This window comes from Catenovulum agarivorans YM01 (assembly GCF_000281085.1).
In the GTDB taxonomy this organism is placed as follows: Bacteria; Pseudomonadota; Gammaproteobacteria; order Enterobacterales; family Alteromonadaceae; genus Catenovulum; species Catenovulum agarivorans.
This window is the reverse complement of record NZ_JH767544.1, coordinates 18,418-44,470: the sequence shown is the minus strand read 5'-3', so window position 1 is coordinate 44,470 and position 26,053 is coordinate 18,418. Positions and strand designations below refer to the sequence as shown.

At 39.9% G+C, this 26,053-nt stretch carries 17 protein-coding genes and 1 pseudogene; 5 read left to right on the top strand and 13 right to left on the bottom strand.

Annotated features, from left to right (window positions below; genetic code table 11):
* Together WSC_RS25430 and WSC_RS0120650 are read right to left on the bottom strand one after the other, a co-directional pair.
* Window positions 1–251: pseudogene (locus tag WSC_RS25430) on the bottom strand (mandelate racemase/muconate lactonizing enzyme family protein); the annotation flags it as partial.
* Between the two features lie 22 nt (window positions 252–273).
* Window positions 274–933, bottom strand: a complete 660-nt coding sequence (locus tag WSC_RS0120650) for a GntR family transcriptional regulator (RefSeq protein ID WP_026016981.1) — start codon at window positions 931–933, stop codon at window positions 274–276.
* 198 nt (window positions 934–1,131) lie between these two features.
* Here WSC_RS0120650 and WSC_RS0120645 point away from each other — a divergent pair, with 198 nt between their 5' ends.
* The 4 genes from WSC_RS0120645 to WSC_RS0120630 all read left to right on the top strand — a co-directional run bounded on the left by WSC_RS0120645 (window position 1,132) and on the right by WSC_RS0120630 (window position 8,645).
* Window positions 1,132–3,912, top strand: a complete 2,781-nt coding sequence (locus tag WSC_RS0120645; RefSeq protein ID WP_016957862.1) for a TonB-dependent receptor — start codon at window positions 1,132–1,134, stop codon at window positions 3,910–3,912.
* A 55-nt stretch (window positions 3,913–3,967) separates the two neighbouring features.
* Window positions 3,968–5,521 carry a tryptophan halogenase family protein gene (locus WSC_RS0120640; RefSeq protein ID WP_016957861.1) on the top strand — a complete coding sequence of 518 codons (1,554 nt, stop codon included), beginning with the start codon at window positions 3,968–3,970 and terminating at the stop codon, window positions 5,519–5,521.
* An 8-nt stretch (window positions 5,522–5,529) separates the two neighbouring features.
* Entirely contained in the window at window positions 5,530–6,228 is a 699-nt protein-coding gene (locus WSC_RS0120635) for a SapC family protein (protein ID WP_016957860.1), read from the top strand.
* Window positions 6,229–6,305: 77 nt separating this feature from the next.
* Window positions 6,306–8,645 (top strand): hypothetical protein, encoded by a 2,340-nt coding sequence (locus WSC_RS0120630; protein WP_016957859.1) that lies wholly within the window; start codon window positions 6,306–6,308, stop codon window positions 8,643–8,645.
* A gap of 47 nt (window positions 8,646–8,692) precedes the next feature.
* On the opposite strand, the gene WSC_RS0120625 is transcribed toward WSC_RS0120630, so the two are convergent.
* Window positions 8,693–9,769, bottom strand: a complete 1,077-nt coding sequence (locus tag WSC_RS0120625) for an NHL repeat-containing protein (protein WP_016957858.1) — start codon at window positions 9,767–9,769, stop codon at window positions 8,693–8,695.
* An 84-nt stretch (window positions 9,770–9,853) separates the two neighbouring features.
* Window positions 9,854–10,621 carry a phytanoyl-CoA dioxygenase family protein gene (locus WSC_RS0120620; protein WP_016957857.1) on the bottom strand — a complete coding sequence of 256 codons (768 nt, stop codon included), beginning with the start codon at window positions 10,619–10,621 and terminating at the stop codon, window positions 9,854–9,856.
* A gap of 277 nt (window positions 10,622–10,898) precedes the next feature.
* On the opposite strand from WSC_RS0120620, the gene WSC_RS0120615 reads away from it, so the two are divergent.
* Window positions 10,899–11,501: a hypothetical protein gene (locus WSC_RS0120615; protein ID WP_016957856.1), complete on the top strand. Its 603-nt coding sequence runs from the start codon at window positions 10,899–10,901 to the stop codon at window positions 11,499–11,501.
* Window positions 11,502–11,543: 42 nt separating this feature from the next.
* Here WSC_RS0120615 and WSC_RS0120610 read toward each other — a convergent pair whose 3' ends face one another.
* The 9 genes from WSC_RS0120610 to WSC_RS23625 form a co-directional block, all read right to left on the bottom strand.
* A complete protein-coding gene (locus WSC_RS0120610) occupies window positions 11,544–12,248 on the bottom strand; it encodes a SapC family protein (protein ID WP_016957855.1) in 705 nt (234 codons plus the stop codon).
* Between the two features lie 39 nt (window positions 12,249–12,287).
* Entirely contained in the window at window positions 12,288–13,838 is a 1,551-nt protein-coding gene (locus WSC_RS0120605) for a tryptophan halogenase family protein (RefSeq protein ID WP_016957854.1), read from the bottom strand.
* A 92-nt stretch (window positions 13,839–13,930) separates the two neighbouring features.
* Window positions 13,931–16,033 (bottom strand): hypothetical protein, encoded by a 2,103-nt coding sequence (locus WSC_RS0120600; RefSeq protein ID WP_157447375.1) that lies wholly within the window; start codon window positions 16,031–16,033, stop codon window positions 13,931–13,933.
* 58 nt (window positions 16,034–16,091) lie between these two features.
* Window positions 16,092–19,811: a TonB-dependent receptor gene (locus tag WSC_RS0120595; RefSeq protein ID WP_237716344.1), complete on the bottom strand. Its 3,720-nt coding sequence runs from the start codon at window positions 19,809–19,811 to the stop codon at window positions 16,092–16,094.
* Window positions 19,812–20,090: 279 nt separating this feature from the next.
* Entirely contained in the window at window positions 20,091–21,371 is a 1,281-nt protein-coding gene (locus WSC_RS0120590) for a TRAP transporter large permease (protein WP_016957851.1), read from the bottom strand.
* Between the two features lie 2 nt (window positions 21,372–21,373).
* On the bottom strand, window positions 21,374–21,874 hold the full coding sequence (locus WSC_RS0120585; protein WP_016957850.1) for a TRAP transporter small permease: 501 nt from the start codon (window positions 21,872–21,874) through the stop codon (window positions 21,374–21,376).
* A 2-nt stretch (window positions 21,875–21,876) separates the two neighbouring features.
* Entirely contained in the window at window positions 21,877–22,899 is a 1,023-nt protein-coding gene (locus tag WSC_RS23630) for a DctP family TRAP transporter solute-binding subunit (protein WP_237716343.1), read from the bottom strand.
* A 96-nt stretch (window positions 22,900–22,995) separates the two neighbouring features.
* Window positions 22,996–23,982, bottom strand: a complete 987-nt coding sequence (locus tag WSC_RS0120575) for an XdhC family protein (RefSeq protein ID WP_016957847.1) — start codon at window positions 23,980–23,982, stop codon at window positions 22,996–22,998.
* Window positions 23,983–24,056: 74 nt separating this feature from the next.
* The coding region (locus tag WSC_RS23625) for a carbohydrate-binding protein (protein WP_040395378.1) at window positions 24,057–26,053 on the bottom strand (1,997 nt) is incomplete at its 5' end.

Genomic DNA, 26,053 nt, shown 5'->3' with positions numbered 1-26,053 from the left:
CCTGCCAATACACGGCCACCTTCAAAATATTGGCTGCGATACATTTCTTGCCACATGGCTGAAATATTCAGCGCATTTTGGCCAATTAGAAATTGTTTAAAATGCTCAATTGTACCAACAACGGCTTTTTCACGACCAGATAAACCCGACTCGCCCCAGCCATATAAACCTTGGTCGGTTTCAACTTTCACCAAACAAACGTTGCGAAAGCCCAACCAAAATACGTATGTTTTTATATCTGTTATTTTCATTTTAACTTCCAACTTAATCCTCTTATTGAACCAACACTTTCGACCAATATTGGCCACCAAGGGTGATATGGTCTTGCAGCGCTTGGATCGCGTCTTGCGGTTTTTTATTAACTAATGCGGATAATATTTTTTCGTGTTCATCAATGGCGTGTTGGCGTCTTGCCAAGCTGATTGGAATATTGCCGTGCAGCGCTTGTAAGATGAGCTTGTTCTTTTTCCATAATTGAACAGCACTTTTGTTGTAATGGTGTTTGTACATCAACCAATGAAACTCTGTGTCGAGTTCACGAAATTTCATATGCTCATCTGCAGATAAACTGCGCATTTGATGCAGCACATCATTGAGTTTTAGCAAACAATCTTGGGTATATCTTTGCGTATACCAGTCGAATAAATATGGTTCGAGTAACTGCAATATCTCAAACACATCACGCATAGTTGCTTGGCTGAAGTTAGCCACACGCGCACCGCTGTTTTTTTGTGAGGTGACAAAACCTTCACCTTCAAGTTGTTTTATTGCTTCACGAATTGGATTAATTGATGTGCTGTAGCGTTTGGCCAAAGCTGTAGTCACAAGCCTATCGCCGCTGACGTATATGCCTTGGGCTATGTCAGCAAGAATTTGCGCATAAACTTTGTTCTCGTGTTGAAAAAAATCTTTGAAATATTCACTTGCCGGCATATTGCTCACAACCCAATTCAAATTACACATAATCCATTTACAGACTACACTTAAATTTAATTGTTTACAATAAACACTTGACAACAACCGTTAACAAAAAGTAAAAATATTATAGAGATGTTTGTAAAGCTGACATTACAAGCAGTACAGCTAGGAAGTTAAACACTCAACAAACAACACAAACAAGAGGACAACTAAATGCGTAATAGCATGTTTAAACTCAATACCGTCTTATTATCTATGTTAGCTGCATCAGGTATGACTACGGTTGCTCAAGCTCAAACTAATCAAGCGGAAGAAGCGGAAGTCATTCACGTAAAAGGCATTCGTAGCTCACTCAATAAATCGGCTGCGTTAAAACGCGATGCATCAGGGGTTATTGATGCCATTTCAGCTGAGGATATTGGTAAATTTCCAGATACTAACTTAGCCGAATCATTGCAGCGTATTACTGGTGTATCTATTGATCGCTCTAACAACGAAGGTAACCAAGTTACTGTCCGTGGTTTTGGCCCCAGCTTTAACTTAGTAACCCTAAATGGTCGGCAGATGCCAAACTCCTCTGCACTTGATGGAGAAGGTATTTCCCGAAGCTTTAACTTTAAAGAAGTAGGCGCTGATGTTGTTTCTACCGTTGAGGTATACAAAACAGGTAAAGCACATGTGAGTTCAGGCGGTATAGGTGCAACCATAAATATTAAAACGGCGCGCCCATTTGAACGCCCCGGATTTAATGCTCATGCAAGTGCCAAAGCCGTGATGGATACAAGCACAAGTGATGGTACAGGTAGAAGAATTACCCCAGAGTTATCCGGTACAATTAGCAATACATTTTTAGATGACACTGTAGGTGTGATGTTGTCGGTATCTCACGCTGAGCGTGACAGCCATAAAGATAGAATTGGAACTCAAAATGGTTGGAGTCGCGGATATCCTGGGTTTGCAGCAGGAAAATCACCAGATACAAGCGCGATAGATACAACTAAAAATCCAACGTTACAAACATGGAAAGTACCAACTGTTGATTTGGACGATTCAAACACAGAGCGTGAACGTCAAAATGCTCAACTCGTGTTGCAGTTTGCTTTGGCAGATAACCTAACTGCAACAGCTGACTACACAATGTCGCGCCATGATGAAAAAACTAAAATGAATCGTATGAGTTTTTGGTTCGATAATGTTGAATCAGGCAAAGCGGATGTAAACGGTACAATTATCGACCCTCGCCGCACCAACGATGAATTGAATTTCTGGGCGTGGGAATATGCTTTTGAAACTAAAAATGATTCTTACGGCTTAAACTTTGAATGGTTTGCCACAGACAATTTAAAATTTGAATTAGATCTACATGATTCAACTTCACATGCCAACCCAGGTGCACTACCTGCAGAGCGTTTAGCCAACTTGGCGAATATAAAAACATCTGATGGTCAAGGTGTTACCGTAGCAGCAGATTTTAGCTCAGATATCCCAAGTGTTAGTTATGACGATTCTATGTTAACTGGTGGTGCTTATGATCTGGCCAATATGCGTGCGGATTTATATCAAGAGCGTGGTTACGAAATTGAAAACAATATTCAACAAATTCAATTAGACGGCCGCTGGGAAAACAGCTCTAGTGGTGGACTGACAGCAATCAACTTTGGTGTAGCAACCACAAACTACAAAGTTGATACCACTAAAATTTACAGCGCAAACTTTGCCTTGGGTGGTGCAATGGACATCTCTGCACTTGACCTATCGCTAGAAAATGGTGGCATAGGTTTTCAGCATATTCCTAACTACTCAGCGATGCAATTTATCGACATGGTGAAACAACAAGGTTTGTTTGTTGATACCAATAAAAACTTAAATGGTATTGAAGAAGATACTTTAGCTTATTACCTATCATTTGATTTTTCGACCGAATTTAACGGTATGGACTTTAACGCAAATGTTGGGGTTAGGTACGAAAGCACAGATGTTTCCTCATACTCAATTGAAAAACCAGTTGTTGGTTTTAACTGGGTTTCAGATTTAGAAATGTCAAAAATGTATGCGGACGAAGTGGCTTCTAGCACCTTATTCGGTGACTATAATTACTTCTTACCAAATATGGACTTTAGCTTAAACATTACCGATGAAGTTGTTGCTCGTATGTCATACAGCACCACAATTTCACGTAGTGATATTAGTGCAATGTTCCCAGCAACCGAGTTAAACAACCACCTGTCTACAGGCCCATTTGAAGCAAACCAAGGTAACCCAAATCTACTACCATTTGAGTCACGCAACTTTGACGTTTCGTTAGAATGGTATTACGAGGATACCAGTTATTTGTCAGTCGGCCATTTCCGTAAACAAGTTGATAACTTTATCGCCACTGGCGAAGAAGAGCGCATTATTTCAGGTCCAAATGGTCCTTTGACCAATCCGAGTGCAAATCCACGAGGAAATTGCCCTGAAGGTAGCCCAACTAATCCAGTAAGCGCTTGTACGTCACAAGCGACAGATCCAGCAATTTTATGGACTGTGACTACACCGAAAAACTTAGATTCGACTGAAGTAACGGGCTGGGAATTTAATATCCAGCACATGTTTGGTGACAGTGGTTTTGGTGCAATCGCCAATTACACCTTAGTTGATAGTTCAGATAACTACGATATTTATAACTTAAACAATGATTTTGCACTAACCGGCCTAAGTGATTCAGCAAACTTAGTTGGTTTTTATGAACAAGATTTATTCTCTGTTCGAGTTGCATACAACTGGCGAGATAAGTTCTTACTGAAAGGCGGCAATGAGCCAACTTTTACCGAGGCTTATCAGCAAATAGATATCTCAGCTAGCCTTGAATTAACCGACAGTGTCAGTTTAGTTATTGAAGGATTAAATATAACCGACGAGACAACTCGCCGTCATAACAGATTTAAAAATCAAATCGTTGATTTTGAAGATTATGGTGCGCGTTACAACATTGGTATTACTGCCAAGTTTTAATTGAGTTGTCCAACATCAGCGGCAAAATTTATTTTGCCGCTTTTAGGTTAGTTATATGAATAATGCTATTTCGTCGGTGATTATTGTTGGTGGTGGTAATGCGGGTTGGATCACAGCTGCGATATTAGCCCGCAAGCTGAAAAACAAATGTGCTGGACAAGTTTCAATTAGTCTAATTGAATCACCAAACATCAAAACAATTGGTGTTGGTGAAGGTACTTGGCCAAGCATGCGCCGCACTCTTAAAAGTATTGGCGTGAGTGAAACCGAGTTTATTAAAAGTTGCAATGCAACATTTAAACAAGGTGCAAAATTTGTCGGTTGGGTTTCAGGCGCTAAAAATGATGCTTATTACCATCCGCTGATGTTGGCAGGCGAAGACGAACAATTTAATACACTGCACGCTTGGCATCATCAAGCACAACCCCAACAAGGTGCTTTTTCCAAAGCTTTTTGTGTACAAGATTACATATGTGAACTTGGTTTGGCACCTAAAAGCATCACCACTCCCGAATATGCGTCCGTTAGCAACTATGCATACCACTTAGATGCTGGTTTATTTACTGACTTTATAAAAAAACATTGTGTTGAAAAACTTGGAGTAAAACTGCTAACAGACGATGTGATTGAAGTTAAGGCTTCTGTAGAAAACACTATCTCAGCCGTGGTGACCAAAGAAAATGGTCTTGTGTCAGGAGATCTATTTATTGATTGCACTGGCTTTAAACGGCTACTGATTAATAAACATTATCAAATTCCGTTTAAGTCCTGCAAAACAATCCTTAGTGCCGACTCAGCCATAGCTTGCCAAGTTGATTATGCCAATACTGATCAAGCAATTGCTTCAACGACAATTTCCACAGCACAATCAGCCGGTTGGATTTGGGATATTGGCTTACAAAACCGCCGAGGTGTTGGTTATGTATTCGCCAGTGATTATCTCTCCGACTCTGACGCCCAAGCACAATTGGCTAGCTACATAAACAACACTGCTGGCAATGCCACCAACTGCACTTTCAAAACAATTAAATTTGAACCTGGGCATTTAAGCAAATTTTGGCATAAAAACTGTGTTGCAATTGGATTATCAGCTGGTTTTCTAGAACCACTAGAGGCTTCGGCTTTATTACTGATTGAGATGTCAGCCAATACTCTAGCTGAGCACTTTCCTGCAAATCAAAGCGCTATGCAATTAGTGGCAGATAAGTTCAATCAAACATTTTTATATCGTTGGCAACGCATTATCGATTTTCTTAAGTTGCATTACATACTCAATCAAAGACACGAGCCATTTTGGCAAGATATTAAACAAGCACAGAGCATACCTCAATCATTACAAAACCAGCTTGAGTTGTGGCGATACCAATATCCTTGTGTGCATGATTTTGAACAAGCAATAGAGGTGTTTCCGCTCGATAGCTATTTATATATTTTGTACGGCATGGGTTTTAAAACTGACTATCCGTTTAACGTTAGTAAACAACAGCAAGACTTATTCTTGGCTCAATGCAGCGATATTCAATTACAGCTAGACCATCTTATCAATACTCTTGAACCCAACCGTAAACTCATTGAAAAAATTAAAAAATTCGGGCTGCAAAAAATTTAGGTATAACTATGCAATCATTTGAAACATTAGATGGAAAACGCCATCAAGATATACGCATTAAAACAGGTCATGGTGAAAATTTTGGTGAAAATGTTCACTGTGTACCTGTTGTCGCAAACGAGTTAAATCAATTAGCAGTTCATTACCCGGTTTGTTTTTTAAAAGACACAGAAACAGGTCAATTTGGTTTATATGCTTTATTAGGTTTTGAACCCAATCAAAATTTATACATTAAAAGTGGTCAGTGGGGACAAGACTACTTGCCTTTGCATATTCAAAGACAACCCTTTATTTACCAAATCAATACTAATTCCACTGGTTTAAACCTAGCGATAAATGTTGACAGCCCAAGAATAGATAATCAGCTTGGTGAAGCACTATTTTTGGATGATCAACAACCCAGTGATTATTTACAAAAAATGGCCAAGCTTGTTGAGTTTTTGCAGTCAAGTTTAGCCAGCAATCAAAATTTTATTCAAACCTTATTAAATATAGATTTAATTGAGCCGAGCCAACTCCAATTTCAACAGGCGGACGGACAAACAAAAAAAATAGATGGTTTGTACCAAGTCAGCCGGCAACAGCTCGCATCTTTATCTGAACAATCAATTATTAATCTCCATAAAACAGGTGCGCTACAAGCTTGTTATTTGTTGTTGGCGTCGCAAGAGAATTTCAAAAAACTGATCAATTGGTACAAAAGTTAATTACAGCCCAAGCCTAGTTAACGCTAGCGTCAATCAAGCAAAAAATTTACAACACTATACATGACAAGAGGTCGAAAATGCGTAAACTCCCAATTGCAGCCATTCTATCTGCAATATTGCTGTCAGCTTGTGATAGCAAAAAGTCCGAAGTGCAAATAACTCAATCACAACCCGAACAAGCACTAGCTGTTATTTGGAATGGCAGTGCAAATTCCAATGTGGATATTGCCAGTTGGGGTGCTCAAACTCAGCTGTTGAATAACTCAGTGAGAGTCAGTTACCAGAGTGATCACTACCGTCCATCGGTTAAATTTCACCCTGACACACCTTGGGATTGGTCTGAATTTGATGAGTTTAACTTAGCGGTTGATATTAAAAACTTATCAGACGAATCTATCCAAGTTTACCTGTCGTTAACCGACGAAGCTGGCGTCAAAGAAGATATGGAAATTACCGGTAGCCGCGCACGTTCTCTCAATCGAGCGGTTAACTTAGCTAAAGGTGAACAAGGCACCTACTTTTCAATTATTAAAGGCAAGTTTGTTGATACCAATGCAGGTATTCGTGAAAAACCTTATCCATGGCAAACCGACGAAGAAATGTTTGTCACCCGTTTTGGTAAAAAACTCGATTTAAGCCGCATTACCGAAGTCGCCTTGTTTGTGCGCGGTAATTTACACGACAAACAAATTGAAGTTACAAACTTACGTTTACGTAAAAACCCTGAATACAACGACAGTTATCTAGTCGGTTTGGCTGATGAATTTGGTCAGAATGCTAAACAAAACTTTCCAATTAAAGTTAACTCTGCTGAACAGCTTAAAGCAGTTGCCGATAAAGAACTTGCCGAGCTGGCCAAAGGTGGCTTAATGGCCAATCGCTCTAAATACGGCGGTTGGAAAGATGGCCCTAAACTGAAAGCGACTGGCTATTTTAGAACAGAAAAAATTGATGGCCGTTGGTGGATGGTTGATCCTGAAGGCCATATCTTTTTCTCACATGGCCCAGCTAATGTACGTATGGCTAATTTAACCACTTTGACCGGGGTTGATTTTAAAGATGACTCAGTGCGATATATAGACCCAACTCGAGTAACACCAGAAGATTCTATGGGCATAGTGCAAGTGTCAGACGAGGTCCGGAAAACACGTTTTGTTGCATCAGAGCTACGCAATAACATGTTTACTTGGTTACCAAGTTATGACGATCCTATGGCTAAACACTATAGCTATCGTCGTGAAGTACATAAAGGCCCATTAACTTCAGGTGAAACTTTTAGTTTTTATCGGGCTAATTTAGAAAGACGTTACGGTGAAAACTTTGAACAAACTTGGCAACAAGTAACGTTAGATCGTATGAACAACTGGGGATTCACTTCATTTGGTAACTGGGTTGATCCGGCATTTTATCCAAATGAACAAGTGCCTTATTTTGCCAATGGTTGGATTATCGGTGATTTTAAAACGTTAAAATCTGAACATGATGTGTGGGCACCTTTACCTGATCCATTTGATCCTGAATTTGTCCGCCGTGCAAAAATCACCATTGATGTAATAGCCGAAGAAATTAAAGGCTCACCATGGTGTGCAGGTATCTTTATCGATAATGAAAAAAGTTGGGGATTGCCAGAAGGTACAGTTGCACAAAAATACGGGGTAATCTTATCAACATTAACGGTAAACAATGCTGATAGCCCTGCGAAAACTTATTTTACTGAATATTTAAAAGATAAATATGGCAGCATTAACCAGCTCAACCAAGCATGGAATTTTCAAGCAGATAGCTGGGCAAACATAGAAAAAGGTGTGCATTTACATGCGCCGTATTCTAGCGAATTAGAAGCCGATTTATCCCATATGCTTGAAGCTTTATCTGATCGTTATTTTAAAGTAGTCCATGACACGCTTGAACAAGCTTTGCCAAATCATTTGTATATGGGCGCACGTATGGCGAACTTTGGTATGCCAAAAGAAACCATTAAAGCTTCGGTTAAATACTCAGATGTATTGTCGTTCAACATTTATGAAGAAGGTGTTCAACCTGAAGAATGGGGTTTCTTAACCGAGTTTGATTTACCTGTCGCAATTGGTGAGTTCCACATTGGTTCAACCACAGATACGGGTGTATTTCATGCAGGTTTAGTGCAAGCACATGATCATAAAGACAGAGCGAAAATGTATTTAGACTATATTACCAGTGTGGCCGCTCATCCGAACATGGTTGGTGCACATTGGTTCCAATATATAGATTCGCCATTAACCGGTCGTGCGTTTGACGGCGAACCCTACAATGTTGGATTTGTCGCTGGTACGGATATTCCATATCCAGAAATGGTAGATGCAATTAAATCCTTTATGTCGACTGTCTATGAAAAACGCTTCAACGGTGACTTCGACAACCCTGCATATAAAAAATAATTTGTGCTGATTTATAACTAAGGGCGCGCACGCCCTTAGTTATTTTTTTAGTTTTGTTTTAGCAGTTTAATCGGGTAAGAGTTATGCGCTCGCCACTGGCCGACATATAAATTACCTTCATCATCAATACACAAACCATGGCAATGATTAAATAACTGCCAGTTGGTTTTCATTGGCTGCAATTGCCCCTCTAGGTAAACTGGTTGTTCAGCACCTATGTTTGCCACAACCTGATTGTTTTTATCAAAGATGCAGATAAAACCTGAATCGTCTTGGTTTTTACCATCAATATCAGACCAACATACTGGCACATAAAAATGCTCACCATGAAAAACCGGACGTCCAACCCAAGCGCCAGGCACCTTAAGCGTGTCGACATATTCACCCTCTAAGGTAAAAAATTTAAACGCACATTCAGCTCTGGAGCTTATCACTAACATAGGTTTGTCAGGGTTACGTTTATCAATTTCAATACCATGGGTGTTGCACAAATTGAGATTCTGGTCTTGATTGTCGTGGCCACCCCAATGACGAATATAACGCCCTTGTTTGTCATACTGAATGACATAATCTGAGCCATAACCATCAGTCACATAAATATCACCGTTATCAGCTATGGCGATGTCAGTCGGCCTAAAAGGCATATCAGGGGTATAAATGCCTATTGTTTGTGGATGGCCAATGGTAAACAAAATATCACCACGCATATTCAATTTAGCAATAAAGCCAGCTTGTGCGATAACTTTGTTACGCGGCGAGTCCCATTCATTGATAGATACACCGTCCCAATCACGATTTAATTTCCAGCCGCTGTCAACCACATACATAAACTCGCCATCATCTTCTTGGCGAATTTTCAGCGCATGTGCACCAGGAAACTCAGTACCAAAACTATCGAGTAAATCACCCGCTTGGTTGTAAACTAAAAAGTTATTTTGTACATTATCCGTAACTAGAATAATCCGCCCTTTCGAATCAATTGCTAAATCATGGCAATTTTCTACTGGATATTGTTTTGAATCTAACTTGCCCCAATTGGCATCAAGTGTGTATTCAAAACCTGCAGCACCGAATGTTTTTCCGTCTAAATCATCAGAAATTTTTAATGTTGCACTGTTATTCATCTGGTTATTGTCCTGAGTTTATAAAACAAACAAGCCGCCTAGAGGAGCTCTGTCGGCGGCTGTATAGAAATTGATAATTTGCGTTTATTGGCTTTCTTGCCAATTTAAAATTGCATCATCATCAACACGCTCAAGCGGATAATAAACAGCTTCGTTGTCGGCAAAAGCTTGGTTGCTTATTGCGTTATAAGCAGAGATCATCGACCAACGAGGATCTTTCGAACGGTTTTGGTTTGATTTGTGTAATAAGTTGCAATGGAAAAACAATACATCCCCCGGCTCTAACTCAACATTCACCAACTCGTGATATTTCATCGCTTCTTCAACAAACTTAAGATCGGCACCTTTTTGATCACCAGTTTTGCTATGATCTAGCCGACCCAAATGGTGTGAACCTTTTAAAACTTGTAAACAACCATTTTCGATTGTCGCTTTGTTAATAGCGACCATGCAGCTAATGGCTTTTGGATAAAGCATTAAATTGTCTTGATGCCAATAACCAAAATCTTGATGCCATTCCCACGCACCACCAACAAATGGTTCTTTCATCATAATTTTAGTACTGGTGTGGTACGTTGGCTCACCAATCAGTTTTTCACACGAATCAACCAAACGACGGCTTCTGGAAAACATGCTATACAAGTCGTCACCCGTTTTTTGCCATAAACAAACTTTACTCACAGCTCCGCTGCCATCTTTTTTATTCCAAGCTCTGTCGTATAGCGAATCATCACTAAAGGCTTTTGCTTGTAATTTTTCAATCTCAGCCATATTGAAATAGCCGCGGGCGATTACATACCCATCACGGTTGAAATCTTCCATTTGTTTTTCAGTTAAAGAAATTGAACTCATAACACACCTTATTTAAAACAACATTTAATTGTCAACAATATTCACACAAACAAAAAAATCGATCAACAATTATTTTTATATGAATAATAAATTCATATAAAAATAATGAAAATTATAGTTACGAGATGGCCTACTCTTTTTTCACCAGAGCGATTGTGCTTTGCAATATAAGCTCTCTAACTTAACAACAAACCACATTGTTGACATTAAACAAAAAACAAATAGAATAAAAATTCACCATTAGGTGAATTACTTTAACGAATAAAGGAAATGGAATATGAATAAATTAAAGTTGTTAGGATTAGCTATGATGGGAGCTTCGAGTACAGCAGCTTTCGCAGGTCAGCAGGTATTTTCTTACCCTGTAGTCGGAACTAGCGATGGCCAAGGGGCCGCTGTAGCATACAGTGAAATAACAAACTACTGTAAATACATGACAGATGGATACCCTATTACTGGAACTAACAATACCACTAGCACTTCTATTAACTCTGGAAGCTATGCTACATGGGCAAATGGGGCATGGCATCGCTCACAAATCAACTCAGGACAAAGCGTTAGCATTATATCTAAAGTGACCTGTTCGACTGCAGATCCTGCAACGATTACTACATTTAAAAATCCAACAATGAACTTTTATGGTGTAGAAGTACCGTATTATTATAATGCAGGTTCAATGCCTATCAGATTTAGATTCTGCTCTGAGCGAGGTCTAACGGCGGCAGCGACGGGGGCGGGTCAAATAGACAAAGAAATTGCATTTGGTTATTCAGCCCAATATAACAATTACTTAGGAAAATATGAATTAATACATCACCCATATGATCCTAGCAGTCCAAAAGCAAAAGTTGTGACTGAAATTAAGTGCTCAACCTACTAAATATAACTAACGGCAGATTAAACACTGCCGTTATTCGAATATCTAACCGGCCCACTTCACCAACTTCTGTAAATGCAAGCCCGAGCTTAATACTAAGTGGCAAACTTGCAATATGCCCGATGTATGTGCCAACTCTAAATTGTCTCCAGACAACTTACTGACAGCCTGTTGATTAAAAGCAAACAGTCCGTTTAAAGCAGCTTTTTCACCATTAGCTAAATCGACACTTATATTAATTCCTTCAATTAAACCAAGTTTGTCAGCTTGAGTGAGTATTTCTGTTGTTTGTTGAGTACCTGCCATTAATGCAGCAAAAGTTTGTTGAATGCGTTTTAAATATTCGGTTGCTTCACCTTTATCATCAAATATTTTTTGGCCGTCTTTAACCACCTGAGGGTGATTAAGATCAATAGCGATGCGCCCACCTTCTTGTGGTTTTTCCGGATCAAACAAGGCTTGAAATGGCCGGCGTAAAATTTCCAGAGGTAAATAAGATGCTTGCCACTGACCATCTTGAATAAATAAGTTTTGTCCAGATTTAAGCCCTAACAAAGCGCCTAACATAAACTGACCTGTCTGCGGATTTTTGGCGATAAAAACTGGATATTCATGCACTATGGTACTTAGCTCGTTAACCACAACCATAGCCATATTTATTTGGTTTTCTGCTATATCAACCTGGCTTGTATCTATGGTTAAAGTACGGTGAACTGTTTTATCTAATAACTGTACATTTTTATCTGTCATTGCGTTTCCTAAGTTAATGCCTGATTTGGTTTAGCTTTGTTATGTCCTAGAAAGGCCATATTTTTTAATATTGTTAATTAAGTCGCGATTGCTGGGTAGTGCATCGGTCAATTGCGCTATTCGCTGCTTATTGTATTGAATAAGCTGTTGGGCATAAGCTTTTTCTTGCTCTGATAATTCGAAAAATAGCTGACTGCGATAACCATGCCCATACAAAACAAACTGATAACTTGCCGCGTGAAATAATTCGGCTCTAGCTGGAAAGTCTGACATTTTTGGCACTGAGTGCTTCCACAAATCCATTAACTCTTGCAAATTACCTGATACTGTAGCTGTTTTTCTATTTTCTTGCCAAAAATCATCCGTCCGTGAACTCATTAAATAATGCAGTTTTAAAAAATCGACCGCTGTTTGCCAATGGTATGCAAAAGTTTGATTGAAGCGTTTTTCAGCTATCTGCATAACATCTGTCGTCACAGGTAAAACTTCCGCTATTTTTGCTGCAGAAAGTTCAATTAACACCAGTGCTGAGGCTTCCAAAGGCTCTAAAAAACCTGCAGACAAACCGACGGCGACACAGTTATTATGCCAAAATTTATTCATATGGCCGGCAGTAAAGCTGATTTTACGTATGTTGCACTTTTCTACTAAGCCACCGGAATTTTGTATGTATTGTCGCAATGTTTGCTCTGCGGCCTCATCCGTCTGAAAGTCGCTCGCATATACGTGGCCCACACCTCGACGATTTGGTAAAGCTATATCCCAAATCCACCCCGCCGTTTGCGCGGTTGATTGGGTGTAAGATTTGATAGCCTCCTCATCACTTGCATACTCAACCTGAGTGGCAAGTGCTGTATCTGCAAACAAAGTAATATTTAACGGTGAGAAACCAACTTTAAGCGCTTTTTCAATCAACAGGCGTTTAAAGCCAGTGCAATCAATAAACAAATCAGCTGTCACTTGTATACCGCTATCGAGCAATAAATTGGATATATCGCCGTTGGCTGCAAGCCCGACATGCTCAACATTTGCAACTATATGCTTAACCCCTAAGTTATTAATCGCATGTTCTTTCAACAACTCTACAAAAGCGCCTGCGTTTAGGTGATAACCATAGTTTAAAACTTGTGCATATTCTGCATCCGTGACTAATTTGGGGGCTTTATTTAGTTCGCATATTGTTTGCTGCGGTGAGAATACATGAGCTAAGGCCTCTTTTAGCTGAGTATGATGCCAATACTCCACAGATAAACCTTCGGCAAAACCATGCGGCAAATCAAACGGATTATAATAAAAGCCAGTGCCATTATCTTGCCCCCAACCAACAAACTTTGAACCTTGTTTAAACGACACATCACAGCGTTGAATAAACTCCGATTCAGATATACCAATTTGCTGTAAAGTTTTTGGCATGGTCGGCCAAGTACCCTCGCCTACACCTATATTTGGAATATTCGGTGATTCACACAAGGTAATTTGCAAAGTGCCAGTTTCAATACGGTGTTTATGGGTTGAAGCTATAACCGCAGCAGTTAGCCAACCAGCTGAGCCACCGCCGATTATCATCAAGTTTTGCACAAGTGAATTCATATCCGATTGCCTATTTTGTCACGTCCTCCAAAAAAAATGCCACTCTATCTAGAGTGGCATTTCATTAACTGTAGCACAAATGTACTACCTAACTATTGTGGTGCTCGATATAAGCGCACGTTATCTAACATGATTGTCGAATCTGCGTCGGTAAATGTAATGTCTAAAGTCATAGTTTCTTGTGACCAATCAACATCTGCACTTCGGGTTGTTAGCTCATTCATAACCAACTCAATCATACCATTAGAGACAGTGCCTGAAGCCATTATAGATTCAGAACCATTCGTCAATTTAACCGTTACCGCCGAATCATTGGCTAGATCACCATTGCGAACCGCGTCAAACGTAACTATATAATAGCTGTTGGTTTTCACTGAGTTAGCAGTAATTGGCAAACTAACTGTAACACCTGAAGCCGAACCTGTTGTATCAATTGATAGTTGACCATCTGAAAGCTCCACAGCTCCACCATTGCTATTTATGGTTTGGCTATCGTCAAATAAACCTTGATCACCTTCAATTAAATCAAGCATTGGGTGCATAAAGGCGCTATAACGAACCAACGATAGATCATCAATGTCGTGCTTGCCTTGACCCGCATATTTGAATATTGACAACCAAATTGGGTTTCCAACTAGCTCCGAATATGGTGCGCTACTACCACTGAAGAATTGCTCATGGATATGCCACTCATTTAAACTTATCCCTTCTAATCGAGTACCATTCCAAAAACGAGCTCCATCTGTTGAAGGGCCAGCATATATGGATACAAAAGGATTCCCAGCAGGGCCATTTGCTTCTTCTGAACGCAACCAGTAGCTAGTCACGTATTTGTCTTCAGCTTCAAGCATTGGCACAAAATAATCTGAGCTAATTTCGTTGTGGCAATACTCACCTTCGAGGCGCCAACCATAACTACCAGTTCTCGCTGATTCTGCTTTTATTTCTTTAACTGGACAATTCCAGTTTGCCCAACCGAATAAGAAGTTGTTGGTATTAGCATCATTTACCGGACCAACATTATTTACATTCTCAAAATCAGCATTAAAACCTTGAGCTAACATTAAGTTATTGTTTTTACCGGCGATCGTTAACTTAAGCTGGCGTCGCCCGGCTGCTGTTATGCCATTACCATCTTCAATTTGATAACTAAAATTAAACTCTTGAGATTGACTAGGTGACAGCTCTTCAGCATATGCTGCTGGCACTATAGTTAACTCATTACCTTCAACAAATACGCCTTTTGGCAATTCGGCTAAACCTTCAACCTTGAAATCTTTAATACGAGGTTCACTGTCGTTATCTGTTACATCTTGTAGTAAATCAACTACGGTTGGGTTGCTATTTTCGGTTAAGCTAGTTTCCAAGAAGTACTCGGTAAAGAACGGTGCACCTTCTACCCCTTCTACCGCAATATATTTAACTTTAATGCTGCGCGTTAATGTGTTTTTACGGTCAGCAATGTCATATGTGTACTCGAAGGTTTCAAACCCTTCATCAGGCACTTGTGACTTAATAGAATCTAGGTCAATTCTAAGCTTGCCGTCTACTATAGACGCATCCAAGTTATAGTTATGGGTACCGACTTTTTGTAAATTGCTGACGATTAAGGTTTCATCATCTTCATCAGAAACCCCCATCAAAAGATCCAACTCATCAATTGAAGTTGCTTTGGTATAACCAATTTCAATGCCAGACTCAAAAACAGGTGTTGATTCAGCACCTTCAACATTGATAGTTGCTGTACGCTCAACCGATAATTCGCCGTCAGAAATTTTATAGGTCAAGGTCATTGTACGAGTATCAGCAGCATCTAACGCAGGTTTTAGCTCTGCAGCGCGTACAACTAAAACACCATTTTCGATATGAAAACCTGTCATATCTTCAAGGTTTGATTGAACATCAATTACTTGCAAATAGTCACCATCAGCATCATATGCCGCATTAGTGAAATCGTCTGATGTATCATCAGGTGTCCCATTGTCGTTGACACCACCTTTTGCGCCTGTAGTTGTACCTAATAAATAAACTAGCCTTGTTTTATCTCGCTCATTTAAAGTAACTGTAATATTACCTTGATGCGTTGGAGCGTCGTTTTCACCAGTATCAACAACATTTACAATACCGCTGTTATCGTCACTACAACCCGCAAGTGCAGACAAAACTGCACTGACTAATAAAGATTTTTTCATCATATTCATAGCTCTATACCATTCATAACTAGCAGGTGGCATCCACCTGCTTTAATTATTCTTAAAAGTTAACACGTAAGCCTAGACGGTAAGTTGTACCTACTTTGTAATCTACGTAAGTACGGTCTTTCGTTGCTTCTCCGTCTAACGGGTTACCTTCGTCATAACCTATGTAGGTGTAACCTACATCATTAGCGGCGGCTACACGCTGTACTGGTAACGTCCTGCTAGTGAAGTATTGACGGTAACTTTCGTCGGTAATGTTGACAGCTTGGAAATTTAGCGAAACTTGGTCGTTAACTTTATAAGATATAGATATATCTAATGAATCTCGACCTTCATTCCACAAACTACCTTGGTTCCAAGTTCGACCACGTAAACCTGTATTCCAGTCAATTCCAACTAAAGAATCAGAAGTACCACGGTAACTGAATCTAACTTGGTGGCCATCTTGCTCCCAGAAAGTAGTTAAGTTGTAACTGTGCTCAGGAGTATCTGCTACTGGGTACTCAGGTAACTTGACTGTTCCAGCTGCATCTGCGAACTGAGTATCATATTTACTGTACTGATAAGTGTAATTTGCAGACATGCCTAAGCCGCCCCAAATTCCAGGTAAAAAGTCATAAGTTTGTGAATATCCAAGCTCTAAACCTGTAATGGTTGCACCTTTACCATTGTAATATTCTGCAACATTGTAGGTATCACAAAGTATGTCTAAGTCATCAGATACACCTGTGACTGGATTGTTTGTAGCGTAATCAGCAACAGCTTTTAAGCCTAAACAACCTTGTAAATCTTCATCATTTTCATCTTCAAGCGTGGCTCTAGCTAACTTTAATGTCTCTAGATCTACAGTACCTTCGTCATTTCTAAAATCTCGAATGTAATATTGATCACTTAAGGTATCGGTAAAATTAGTCATGTTTTTATGATACAAAGCAACACTTAACATAGAAGTTGGGTTGAAGTACCACTCTAATGATATATCTAAGTTTTTAGATTCAAGTGGCTCTAACTTGGTATTAAATACCGTCATTTCACTACCAACATTCGAATCAGGGCCAGACCAATATGTACCTTGTTTTAATCTAAAACCTGGGCGTAATAGGTCAATTTCAGGGCGCGTCATAGTCTTAGATACCGCAAAACGGCCAACTAAGTCGTCAGTAAAAGCGAAGTTCAAATTCAAACTTGGTAAAAAGTTTGAATAAGAATGCGAGTCCGCTGTTGCGTACGCAGAAACTGAGCGGTCTTGAACCATATTCGCTTTGATAGCCACTGTGTCTAACGAGCCTAATTTCTCTGAACTATCGTAGCTCATCGGCGCTTCAGTTAAACTCGGATCGCCAAATTCATAAAAATGAGTTCCGCTAACATCAGCGTAACGCCACAATACATCCCAACCCATTGATGGAAGATTTTCCCCAGCAAGCGATGCATCTCTCCAATCAGCTGGATAAGCCGTTGCACTAAAGTCATTACTCTTAACTTCAAACCAATCTGCATAAGCAGCGTCGTGACATGGGCCTTGGTTAGGAATTCGAGTCCAACCAGATGGATTTGGACCTGATGATGTATCCCAACCTAAACCATCAACACGTTCGTATTTTTTGGTATAACCTAATGGCTCATCAGATACGCTCAAAGGGCGACATTCTGGCAAACTGCGGTCTCGCAATTGTTGCAACTGAATCATGTCAAATTCACGTGCTAAGTTGAAGTCTCTATGGGTATACCATTGAGCACCTGCCGCACCTTTAGATTCAACTTCAGTTTTAACATAACGAACACCTAGATCACCGGTTAAACGACCGTCAAAAAACTCAAAGTTAGTTTTTAGATACAGTGCTTGAGTATCCAAGTCTGTTAGACGTGTTTCTGAATCATCTACGTTTAACACGGTTTCATCTTTATTCAGAATAATGCCTAAAGTTTTTTTCACGTCGATTGGACGCATGCCGGTTGTAGCTAAGTTACGGTCGTAACCTAGGGTGCTCATAAAATCATCTACACCTAAACCTTCAGTTCGCGCAATCAAATCACCACGAATATCGGACAAACCACCTTCTTGAATTAAGAATCTTTCGCCCGTTTCAGGATCTTCAAAAACAGCTGTTTGGTTAGAAGAAGAAAAACGGAAGTTCTGATTATCAACAAGCTTCTCACGAGTGCTTAGCTTGGCACCAAATTCAATTGAAGTGACAGGTCCCATGTCAACAAACCAATCAAAATCGACTTGAGCATTTGAAAGCGTATCTTCAACTTTAACGGCCTGTGATGAAATAAAACCTAAGTGGAAAGTTTTGCTATCAGCTGGATTAAAACCAGTTAACACATTGGTATTATCCCACCAACCAGCGCGTGTAACACCATCAGAATCTTCAAAACCTTGAGAAGTATTGTTGGCACCAAGATCAGATACACTGTCACCAACAACCATCTCACATCTACCGCTGGTACAGTCGTAACCAGTTTCAATAATGTCTGCGCCCGCACGGTACAATAAAGGGCTGTTCACTTGATGGAAATTTTGCATGTTAGTGTATGCACTATCAGGCAAACTATCAGATTTACTTTGAGAGTGACCTAACTTAATACTCATCTCTAGGTTGTCATTGATCGAATGCTTAATATCAAGTGTAGTGCTTAAGTTAGTTTGTTTATCACCACCATCAGAACGAGTTAAGTCGCCTTGACCAAATCGACCTGTATTTTTAGTAATAGTATTGGTACGAGTATCTATACCAATCCAGTCGGCAAAGTCGTCGGTAAATGGAGATGTGTATAGTTCAGCGTGAGAAGGCTGAGCATAGTTAGGCACATTTAATTGACCTTCAACAAAACCAGCACTAGATCCAGGGCGCGTGCGAATTGCATCGAATGTGCGATTATAATCTTGTTCACTATAGGTAAGGTCAAACATTACTTCAGTGGTGTCTGCTGGAAGCCACTGAACACCCAAAGATAATCCGGTTCTGTCAGTTGTATTTCTATGTAGTTCGTACATAGTTGCTGAGTGAGTAATACCTCTAACATTGTTAACTACGTCACCGTTTTCATTAGTTGCAGCAAGAAAATCTAACGACTCAACAAAATTATCTACACGATATTGGTCACGTCGAATTGAGTTAGTTTCTTTATAGGCAGTTAATGCAACACCTAAAGTATCATCCAAAAATTTTTCAGAGACAGTAAATTGAAACTTATAGTCTTTCTCGTCAGCTAAATCATTAGTACGCCCCTGAATTTCACCGGTGCGAATGGCGTCAGTGTTTAAAGGACGAATTGTCACTAAGTTAACACTACCACCCAATGAACCTTCGTCATGATCGGCACTGGCAGTTTTAACAACCTCTAAACGAGAAAGAATATCTGCAGAAAACGAGCTCAAATCAACCGCTTGGCTGAAGTCAGTGGACGTTAACTGCTGACCATTTAGGGTAATATTGTTTTGTTGCGCTGTGGCACCACGAATGGTTACTTGTGAACCTTCGCCATCACGGCTAACTATTGATACACCAGTAACTCGGCCTAATGCGTCAGCAATATTTTGGTCGGCGTTTTTACCAACGTCTTCAGCATTAATTGTATCAGCGATGTTTTTTGAGAAGCGTTTGTCGTTAATTGACTTAGCAATACTCCCTCTAAAGCCTTTAATTTCAATAACTTCAACATCGTCTTCTTGTTCTTTTTCTTTTGATTCTTCTTCAGCTGCATAAGCTTGCATATTATAAGACAGCAAGGCTAGTGACAGCGCACTTAATTTAAATCGTTTGTTCATTGTTGACATCTTTTATCTCCGCTAAGGATCTTACCAATTTATGCTGACAGTCATGTTCTGACACACCCAAAAGACAGAACACAAACAACATAGACACAGTATATTGTCAACAATCTACTGTATGCAAGTGTTATTTACAAAAAAAATACATTTAATGTGCAGCTTTAAACTTTTCTCGCACAATATGTTAAAAAACTATAATGATAGACTGAGAAATAAACACTGACCAATATACCTTAGACGGCATATTGGTCTTGTTAAAAAGTAAACTGGTCGCTTCTATTTGTACAAAACAGACGGCAACCACAAGGACAATTCAGGAATAAATGTCACTAAGATTAAAACCAATAGCAGTGGTATTAAAAAAGGCAGCGTGGCTTTTGTGCAGGTTTCGAATGGTACTTTAGTCACGCGTGACAATACGTACAACACCATACCGACAGGCGGGGTTAACAAACCTATCATTAAATTAAGCACCATAATAATGCCAAAGTGCACAGGATCTATGCCTAAGCTGATGGCTATTGGCAATAATATTGGCGTTAAAATTGTGATGGCGGCTATGGTTTCCATAAAACAACCAACTATAAATAGAATGAGCACCATTAATAGCAGCAACAGAGTTTTGTTTTGGGTAAAACCTAACATCCACTGAGTAAATAATTCAGTGATTTGTTGAGTGGTTAATACCCAAGAGAAAATTGATGCCCCGGCGATAATTAACAAAATGATACTTGTGGTCTCTATGGTTTCTAAGCTTATATTAACCAGCTGTTTAAACGTCAGCGTTTTATAGACAACTGAACTTAAAACTAAAGCATATGCGCTAGCAGCTACCGCGGCTTCGGTTGCAGTAAACACACCAAATAATATTCCACCTATTATGATCACAGGCGTCATCAGCGATAAAAACGCCGATTTAAAAGTCACTATGGTTTTATTAATAGAAAATCCGGCATCTTTTGGGTAATTGCGTTTTCTTGCGTACCAAGCAATCATAATCATTAAACCGAGTGCCATTAACAAGCCCGGAATTAAACCTGCGGCAAATAATTGGCCGATAGAAGCTGATGCCATTACACCATAAATAATAATAGGTAAACTTGGTGGAATAATTGGCCCTATGGTCGATGAAGCAGCGGTAATACCTACAGCAAAACCTGCGTCGTAACCTTTATCACGCATAGCTTTTACTTCAATTGCGCCTAACCCACCTGCGTCGGCAACAGCAGCACCAGACATACCAGCAAACAATACCGAAGCACCTACATTTACATGACCCAAACCACCTCTTAACCAACCGACCAAAGAGTTGGCAAAATCGAAAATACGCTGAGTAATGCCGGATGCATTCATTAACGCGCCTGCAAATACAAAAAATGGAATCGACAACAATGGAAAACTATTGATACCAGCAACCATACGGTGCATCACCACTAACTCTGGTAGTTGACCATCAACTAAAATAGCCAATAAAGAAGAAGCAATTAATGCAAAAGCAACCGGGGCGCCAAGCATAATCAGCACAAGTAACGAAATAAATAAAACTACGATGACCATATTTATAACCCTTGTGTTTGGTGTTTGTATGGGGTAACAAGCACAATCCGCAGTGTACGAGCCAGCATAGCGAACAAAAATACCAATAAAAGCGCATAAACCCAGGTGAGTGATAATGGCAACGAAGCCAATGAATGCGGTGAAATCAATGGAATAATTTGCCAACAAAAATATGCCAGCAGACAAATAACCACACAGTTAAAACATTCAATAACCATATGCAATTTACCGAGCGAGTTTTTCGGCAACCAACGATGGAATAACGTCATAGCGATATGCGCTTGGTTGCGACTGGCGATGCAAGCGCCAGCAAACGCCAATAAAATAAGCAGATAACGGCTCACTTCTTCAGACCAACCTAACGGAAAGTTAAATACATAGCGACTGAAAAACTGGCTAAATAAAATAATAGCGAGTCCCCAGAAAATGATTAAGCTTATCCAGTCTTCCATATGCAGTTGTTTTAGCGATATTACTTTTTGTTCAAGCTCTGCAGTGTCCATCTTTATTTAGCTCCCGCGTTATTTTCTGAATTAAGCGCAATCAGTTGCTGATAGTTTTCACGGCCGACTTTTGTTATATAAGGCGCGTGTCGTTTTAATGTTGCTTGGCGTAAACTTTGTGTGTCAACTTGATTAACACTGATGCCGTTTTGTTGAAACCAATTAATCAACGCGAGTTCGTTATTACGGGTTTCTTCACTCACTTTTTCAGCGGCTTGTTGCAACACAGCCTGGACAATTTTTTTATCTTGCTCCGGTAATTTATTCCATCGATAACTACTGACAATAGTAAGAATAGAGCCCATTAAATGGCCAGTTAGATTGATATGCTTTTGTACTTCAAAAAGCTTTTTCGCTTTTATCGTCGGCAATGGATTTTCTTGTGCATCAACAACACCTTGTTGTAGTGCCATATACACTTCAGAGAAGGCAATAGGTGTTGGGTTTGCGCCGACTGCTAATGGAAACTCTTTAAAAATACTGGCGTTAGGTACGCGTATTTTTAAATTTTGCATGCCAGCTAAATCGACAATCGGCTTGTTCGAAGTAACGTGTCGCTGGCCGTAATAGCTGTTACCAAGTATTTGATTACCGTTTGTTGCACTCGCGTAATCGTGAGCCAAATTAACTAACAAATCACTCTGGTTAAAAGCTTGCCAATGCGAATAACCGTCAAATACATATGGTAAATCCGCAATTGCCAGTGAAGGCGAAAGCTGTGCCGCAAAACTAGTGCCTGTATAAATAATATCAACCACACCTAAACTTAAACTTTCGTTAAGTTCAGCTTCTTTGCCCAAAATTGAAATAGGGAAAATATCAATTTCAATCCGTCCTTCACTTTTAACTTTTATTTGCTCTGCCGCCCACACAGCCCATTTGTGCAGAGGTTCACTTGTTTCGTATACATGTCCCCACAATAAACGCTCGGAGGCGTTTACAACTTGCATGCACAATACAGTCAATAAAACGAAAAATACCTTTTTCATAATAGAGTCATCACATCTCAATTTAAAAATTATCATTGATGCTACCACAAAAATGTTTATTGTTAACAATAAATTTAAATGCGTTAAATTTATTAACCTCTAGTCAGTTTAATTTACAGTGTTTGAATGGCTTTAAAAGTCGAGCTTTACCGACAAAGGGTGTGCGTTTTGCTGTTCCAATACAGCATGTATTTCTGCCAATATTGCTAATGCGATGGATTCAGGCAATTCACCACCTATGTTTAAGCCAATGGGGCCATAAATAGGCATTTGTGTATCTTGTAATTGTGCGTGTTTGAGTACTTTTTCTTTGCGGTGTGTTGGGCCTAATAAACCTATATATTTAGCGCTTGATTGTTGCAAAACAGCCAAAGCTGCGGCATCAAATTCAAGGTTGTGCCCCATAACCACTGCTGCGTCTACATTGTGCAGTAGTTGGCTGCCTGCTAATTGTTCTGGTGCTTGGCGAATTATCTGAGTTGCCGCAGTAAAATATTGCGCACGTGCGTTGTTGGTTCTGTGATCAACTAGTGTTATCTGCCAACCTAAGTTACCAGCCATTGCCACTAAAGGTCTTGCATCTATGCCTGCGCCAAATATCGCAATATGCGGTACGGGTTTTAATTGGATATTTAATACATCACTTTGAGTAGATGTTTTGTGGCTATCGGTAGGGTTGTTAACCACTGCCAAATTGGATTTATCTGGCGCAGCTAGATTTATTTGATAGCTAACGCTTTGTCTGCCTTGCAACAACTCCAATAACATTGGTAAATCATGATAGTGGTTTTGTGAATTAACAGGTTGCAATAATATTCGCACCATACCACCACAGCCTATACCAAGCTTCCAGCTAATGTCATCTTCTTCGCGCATATCGTATTGGATCACCGTGGCCTGTTGTTTATCCATTACTTTTTGCGCTTGGCGCATTATATCGGCTTCTAAACAACCACCACTAAGCAGGCCAAAATATTGGCCAAGGTTATTAATAAATAACATGGCGCCTGCTTTGCGATATGACGAGCCTTGAGTTTCAATAATAGTGCCCAACACCCATTGGTATTGGTCTTTTTTTTGATACCAATTATTTAATAACTCTGTTAATTGGTTAGTCATGCAAAGCTCCAATTAAGTTAAACACAAAAGGGCTTCAAATGAAGCCCTGAATAACCTTCAATAAATTTAAAAAATTAGTGAGCTAATTCTAAAATACCCCAAACTTCAAGGTTACTAACAGACACAACCGCGTCACCGTTTGTATTAGTCGAAACCGCTACAGTTGAGCTTGAACCATCAGGTAAGTGTAATTTCGCTGAAGTTACCCCTTGTGGGAAATAACTTGCAGGAATTGCCACTTCAACATTGTTTAAGATAGGTGTTACCCCACCCGCAAATGGACGATTAATTAAGTGCACAACATATGGCGCAGACGCATCAGTTTCATGAATACGAGATACCGCAGATACAGTTTCGTTTGCAACACTGCCGTTAATGCTGACGTTAATTTGTAAACCAGCAATGGTGCCACGTTGACCTATATGCCTAACTTTGCTGCCTTGTGCATCTAATACAGCTCGCTGTTCTGGCGTTAAGTAGTTTAAGTCGCCGTCGTAGAAGATGTGGTCAAACTTATCAAAGTCAGCTTGGCGCGGCACAACTGGGTATCCTGCATCACCAAACACTAACATATCAAAGTTGATATTATCTTCAGTTAGTATTTTCACGCTTGATTGCACCTGGTTACCACCGTCAATAAAGCCGGCTTTCATTGATGAGTACATAGCGTGTACATAACCTGCTTTCGCATACGAAGTGTAACCATCTAACAAGTTAGCTTGCGCTCGAACAAATTGATAGATATCACGATAGTTATCCGCTCCTGGTGACCAAGTCCAAACCTCTCCACCTACCCATACGTTAGCAGGAATAGAGAATAAGCCGCCGTAAGCATAAGCTTGAGCAACCCAACCACGACCAAAACGCGGTGCGTTTTGAATACGTAACTCGTCAAACTCCCACGGATATGGGAAGTAAGCTAAAGTTTTACCAACAGCTTGTGCACCTTTTAAGTGTACAAGAATGTTAGTTGGTAACTCGGCGATACTGGTTCTTGCACCTAAGTTCAATTCACCAGATAAGAAAGTGATGTTTTCATTGAAGATATAACCACGCGACTCAAACAAGTGGGTACTTGCACCAATTTCAATATTAGGTCGTTGCACACGAATGTATTCTAATACTTCGGCGAATTTTTGGTTCCAAACATCACGGTTAAAGTAGATGAAATCTTCTAACATTGGGATATTGCCAGAAATGGTATCACCTGCATTAGACCAATCAGTATGAGTTACCCCTTGCGCGCGTAAATATGCACCATAGTCGAAGGTATTCACATCGCTAACCCCCATAGAAGCTAACTGTGCACTGCTATACTTTTTCGACAACCATACACGGAAGTTTGCCATGGCATATGGAGAGAAGTCTCCACCAAATGTACGCATGTCAGTTGAACGTGTAGAGTTAGTTTGGGTATCAAACATCAATTTGTCAGGGTTTGCTTTTAATAATTGGTCAACTTGTGACTTCATAAATGGCACAAACGCTGGGCTGTGATTACTCAACCAATTGTTGTTATAACCGTCATGGCTTAAATAACCCATGAATGTCATACGCACATTTCGGCCGTCTAATGTTTGTACATAGTGTGGTTGTGGATTAGTAGTAAACTCGGTAAACCAACCATAACCCCAGTCAAACTCACCACGTGCAGTATATTCAAAACCTTCACTTTGGAAGTCGCCTACTACGTTAACTGCCCAATCCATAATGACAGTATCGTCATAGAAGTCATGCTCTGGTGGATGACCCCAGAATGCACCTGTCGCACCAAAGTCTGCATATGGTGTATCACCATCTACTTCTAAATTACGGTTTTGTGGATAGGTGTACCAAACGTCTGATTTTAATACTTTATTTGCAAGTGGAATTTGCACTGGTGTTTTCAAGTATTGTAAGCCTGTTGCCGGGCCATCAATTTCAGCCACTACATGATCATTCGGGTTATATACACGCGGTTGTTTAGCAGTGCTGTCGCTCACTTTAGCAAAACGAACAAAGTCACCACTCCACTGCCAATCAGAGCCACCAATAGCTTCAATGTGCACTGTGTGATTACCTGTGCTTTCTA

Excerpts from the sequence above, each read along its gene's own strand:
- WSC_RS0120590 (WP_016957851.1), bottom strand. The coding sequence starts at position 21,371 with ATGGTCATCGTAGTTTTATTTATTTCGTTACTTGTGCTGATTATGCTT.
- WSC_RS23630 (WP_237716343.1), bottom strand. The coding sequence starts at position 22,899 with ATGATAATTTTTAAATTGAGATGTGATGACTCTATTATGAAAAAGGTA.
- WSC_RS0120625 (WP_016957858.1), bottom strand. The coding sequence starts at position 9,769 with ATGAATAACAGTGCAACATTAAAAATTTCTGATGATTTAGACGGAAAA.
- WSC_RS0120600 (WP_157447375.1), bottom strand. The coding sequence starts at position 16,033 with ATGATGAAAAAATCTTTATTAGTCAGTGCAGTTTTGTCTGCACTTGCG.
- WSC_RS0120620 (WP_016957857.1), bottom strand. The coding sequence starts at position 10,621 with ATGAGTTCAATTTCTTTAACTGAAAAACAAATGGAAGATTTCAACCGT.
- WSC_RS0120615 (WP_016957856.1), top strand. The coding sequence starts at position 10,899 with ATGAATAAATTAAAGTTGTTAGGATTAGCTATGATGGGAGCTTCGAGT.
- WSC_RS0120645 (WP_016957862.1), top strand. The coding sequence starts at position 1,132 with ATGCGTAATAGCATGTTTAAACTCAATACCGTCTTATTATCTATGTTA.
- WSC_RS0120650 (WP_026016981.1), bottom strand. The coding sequence starts at position 933 with ATGCCGGCAAGTGAATATTTCAAAGATTTTTTTCAACACGAGAACAAA.
- WSC_RS0120605 (WP_016957854.1), bottom strand. The coding sequence starts at position 13,838 with ATGAATTCACTTGTGCAAAACTTGATGATAATCGGCGGTGGCTCAGCT.
- WSC_RS0120640 (WP_016957861.1), top strand. The coding sequence starts at position 3,968 with ATGAATAATGCTATTTCGTCGGTGATTATTGTTGGTGGTGGTAATGCG.
- WSC_RS0120585 (WP_016957850.1), bottom strand. The coding sequence starts at position 21,874 with ATGGACACTGCAGAGCTTGAACAAAAAGTAATATCGCTAAAACAACTG.
- WSC_RS0120630 (WP_016957859.1), top strand. The coding sequence starts at position 6,306 with ATGCGTAAACTCCCAATTGCAGCCATTCTATCTGCAATATTGCTGTCA.
- WSC_RS0120610 (WP_016957855.1), bottom strand. The coding sequence starts at position 12,248 with ATGACAGATAAAAATGTACAGTTATTAGATAAAACAGTTCACCGTACT.
- WSC_RS0120575 (WP_016957847.1), bottom strand. The coding sequence starts at position 23,982 with ATGACTAACCAATTAACAGAGTTATTAAATAATTGGTATCAAAAAAAA.
- WSC_RS0120595 (WP_237716344.1), bottom strand. The coding sequence starts at position 19,811 with ATGAACAAACGATTTAAATTAAGTGCGCTGTCACTAGCCTTGCTGTCT.
- WSC_RS0120635 (WP_016957860.1), top strand. The coding sequence starts at position 5,530 with ATGCAATCATTTGAAACATTAGATGGAAAACGCCATCAAGATATACGC.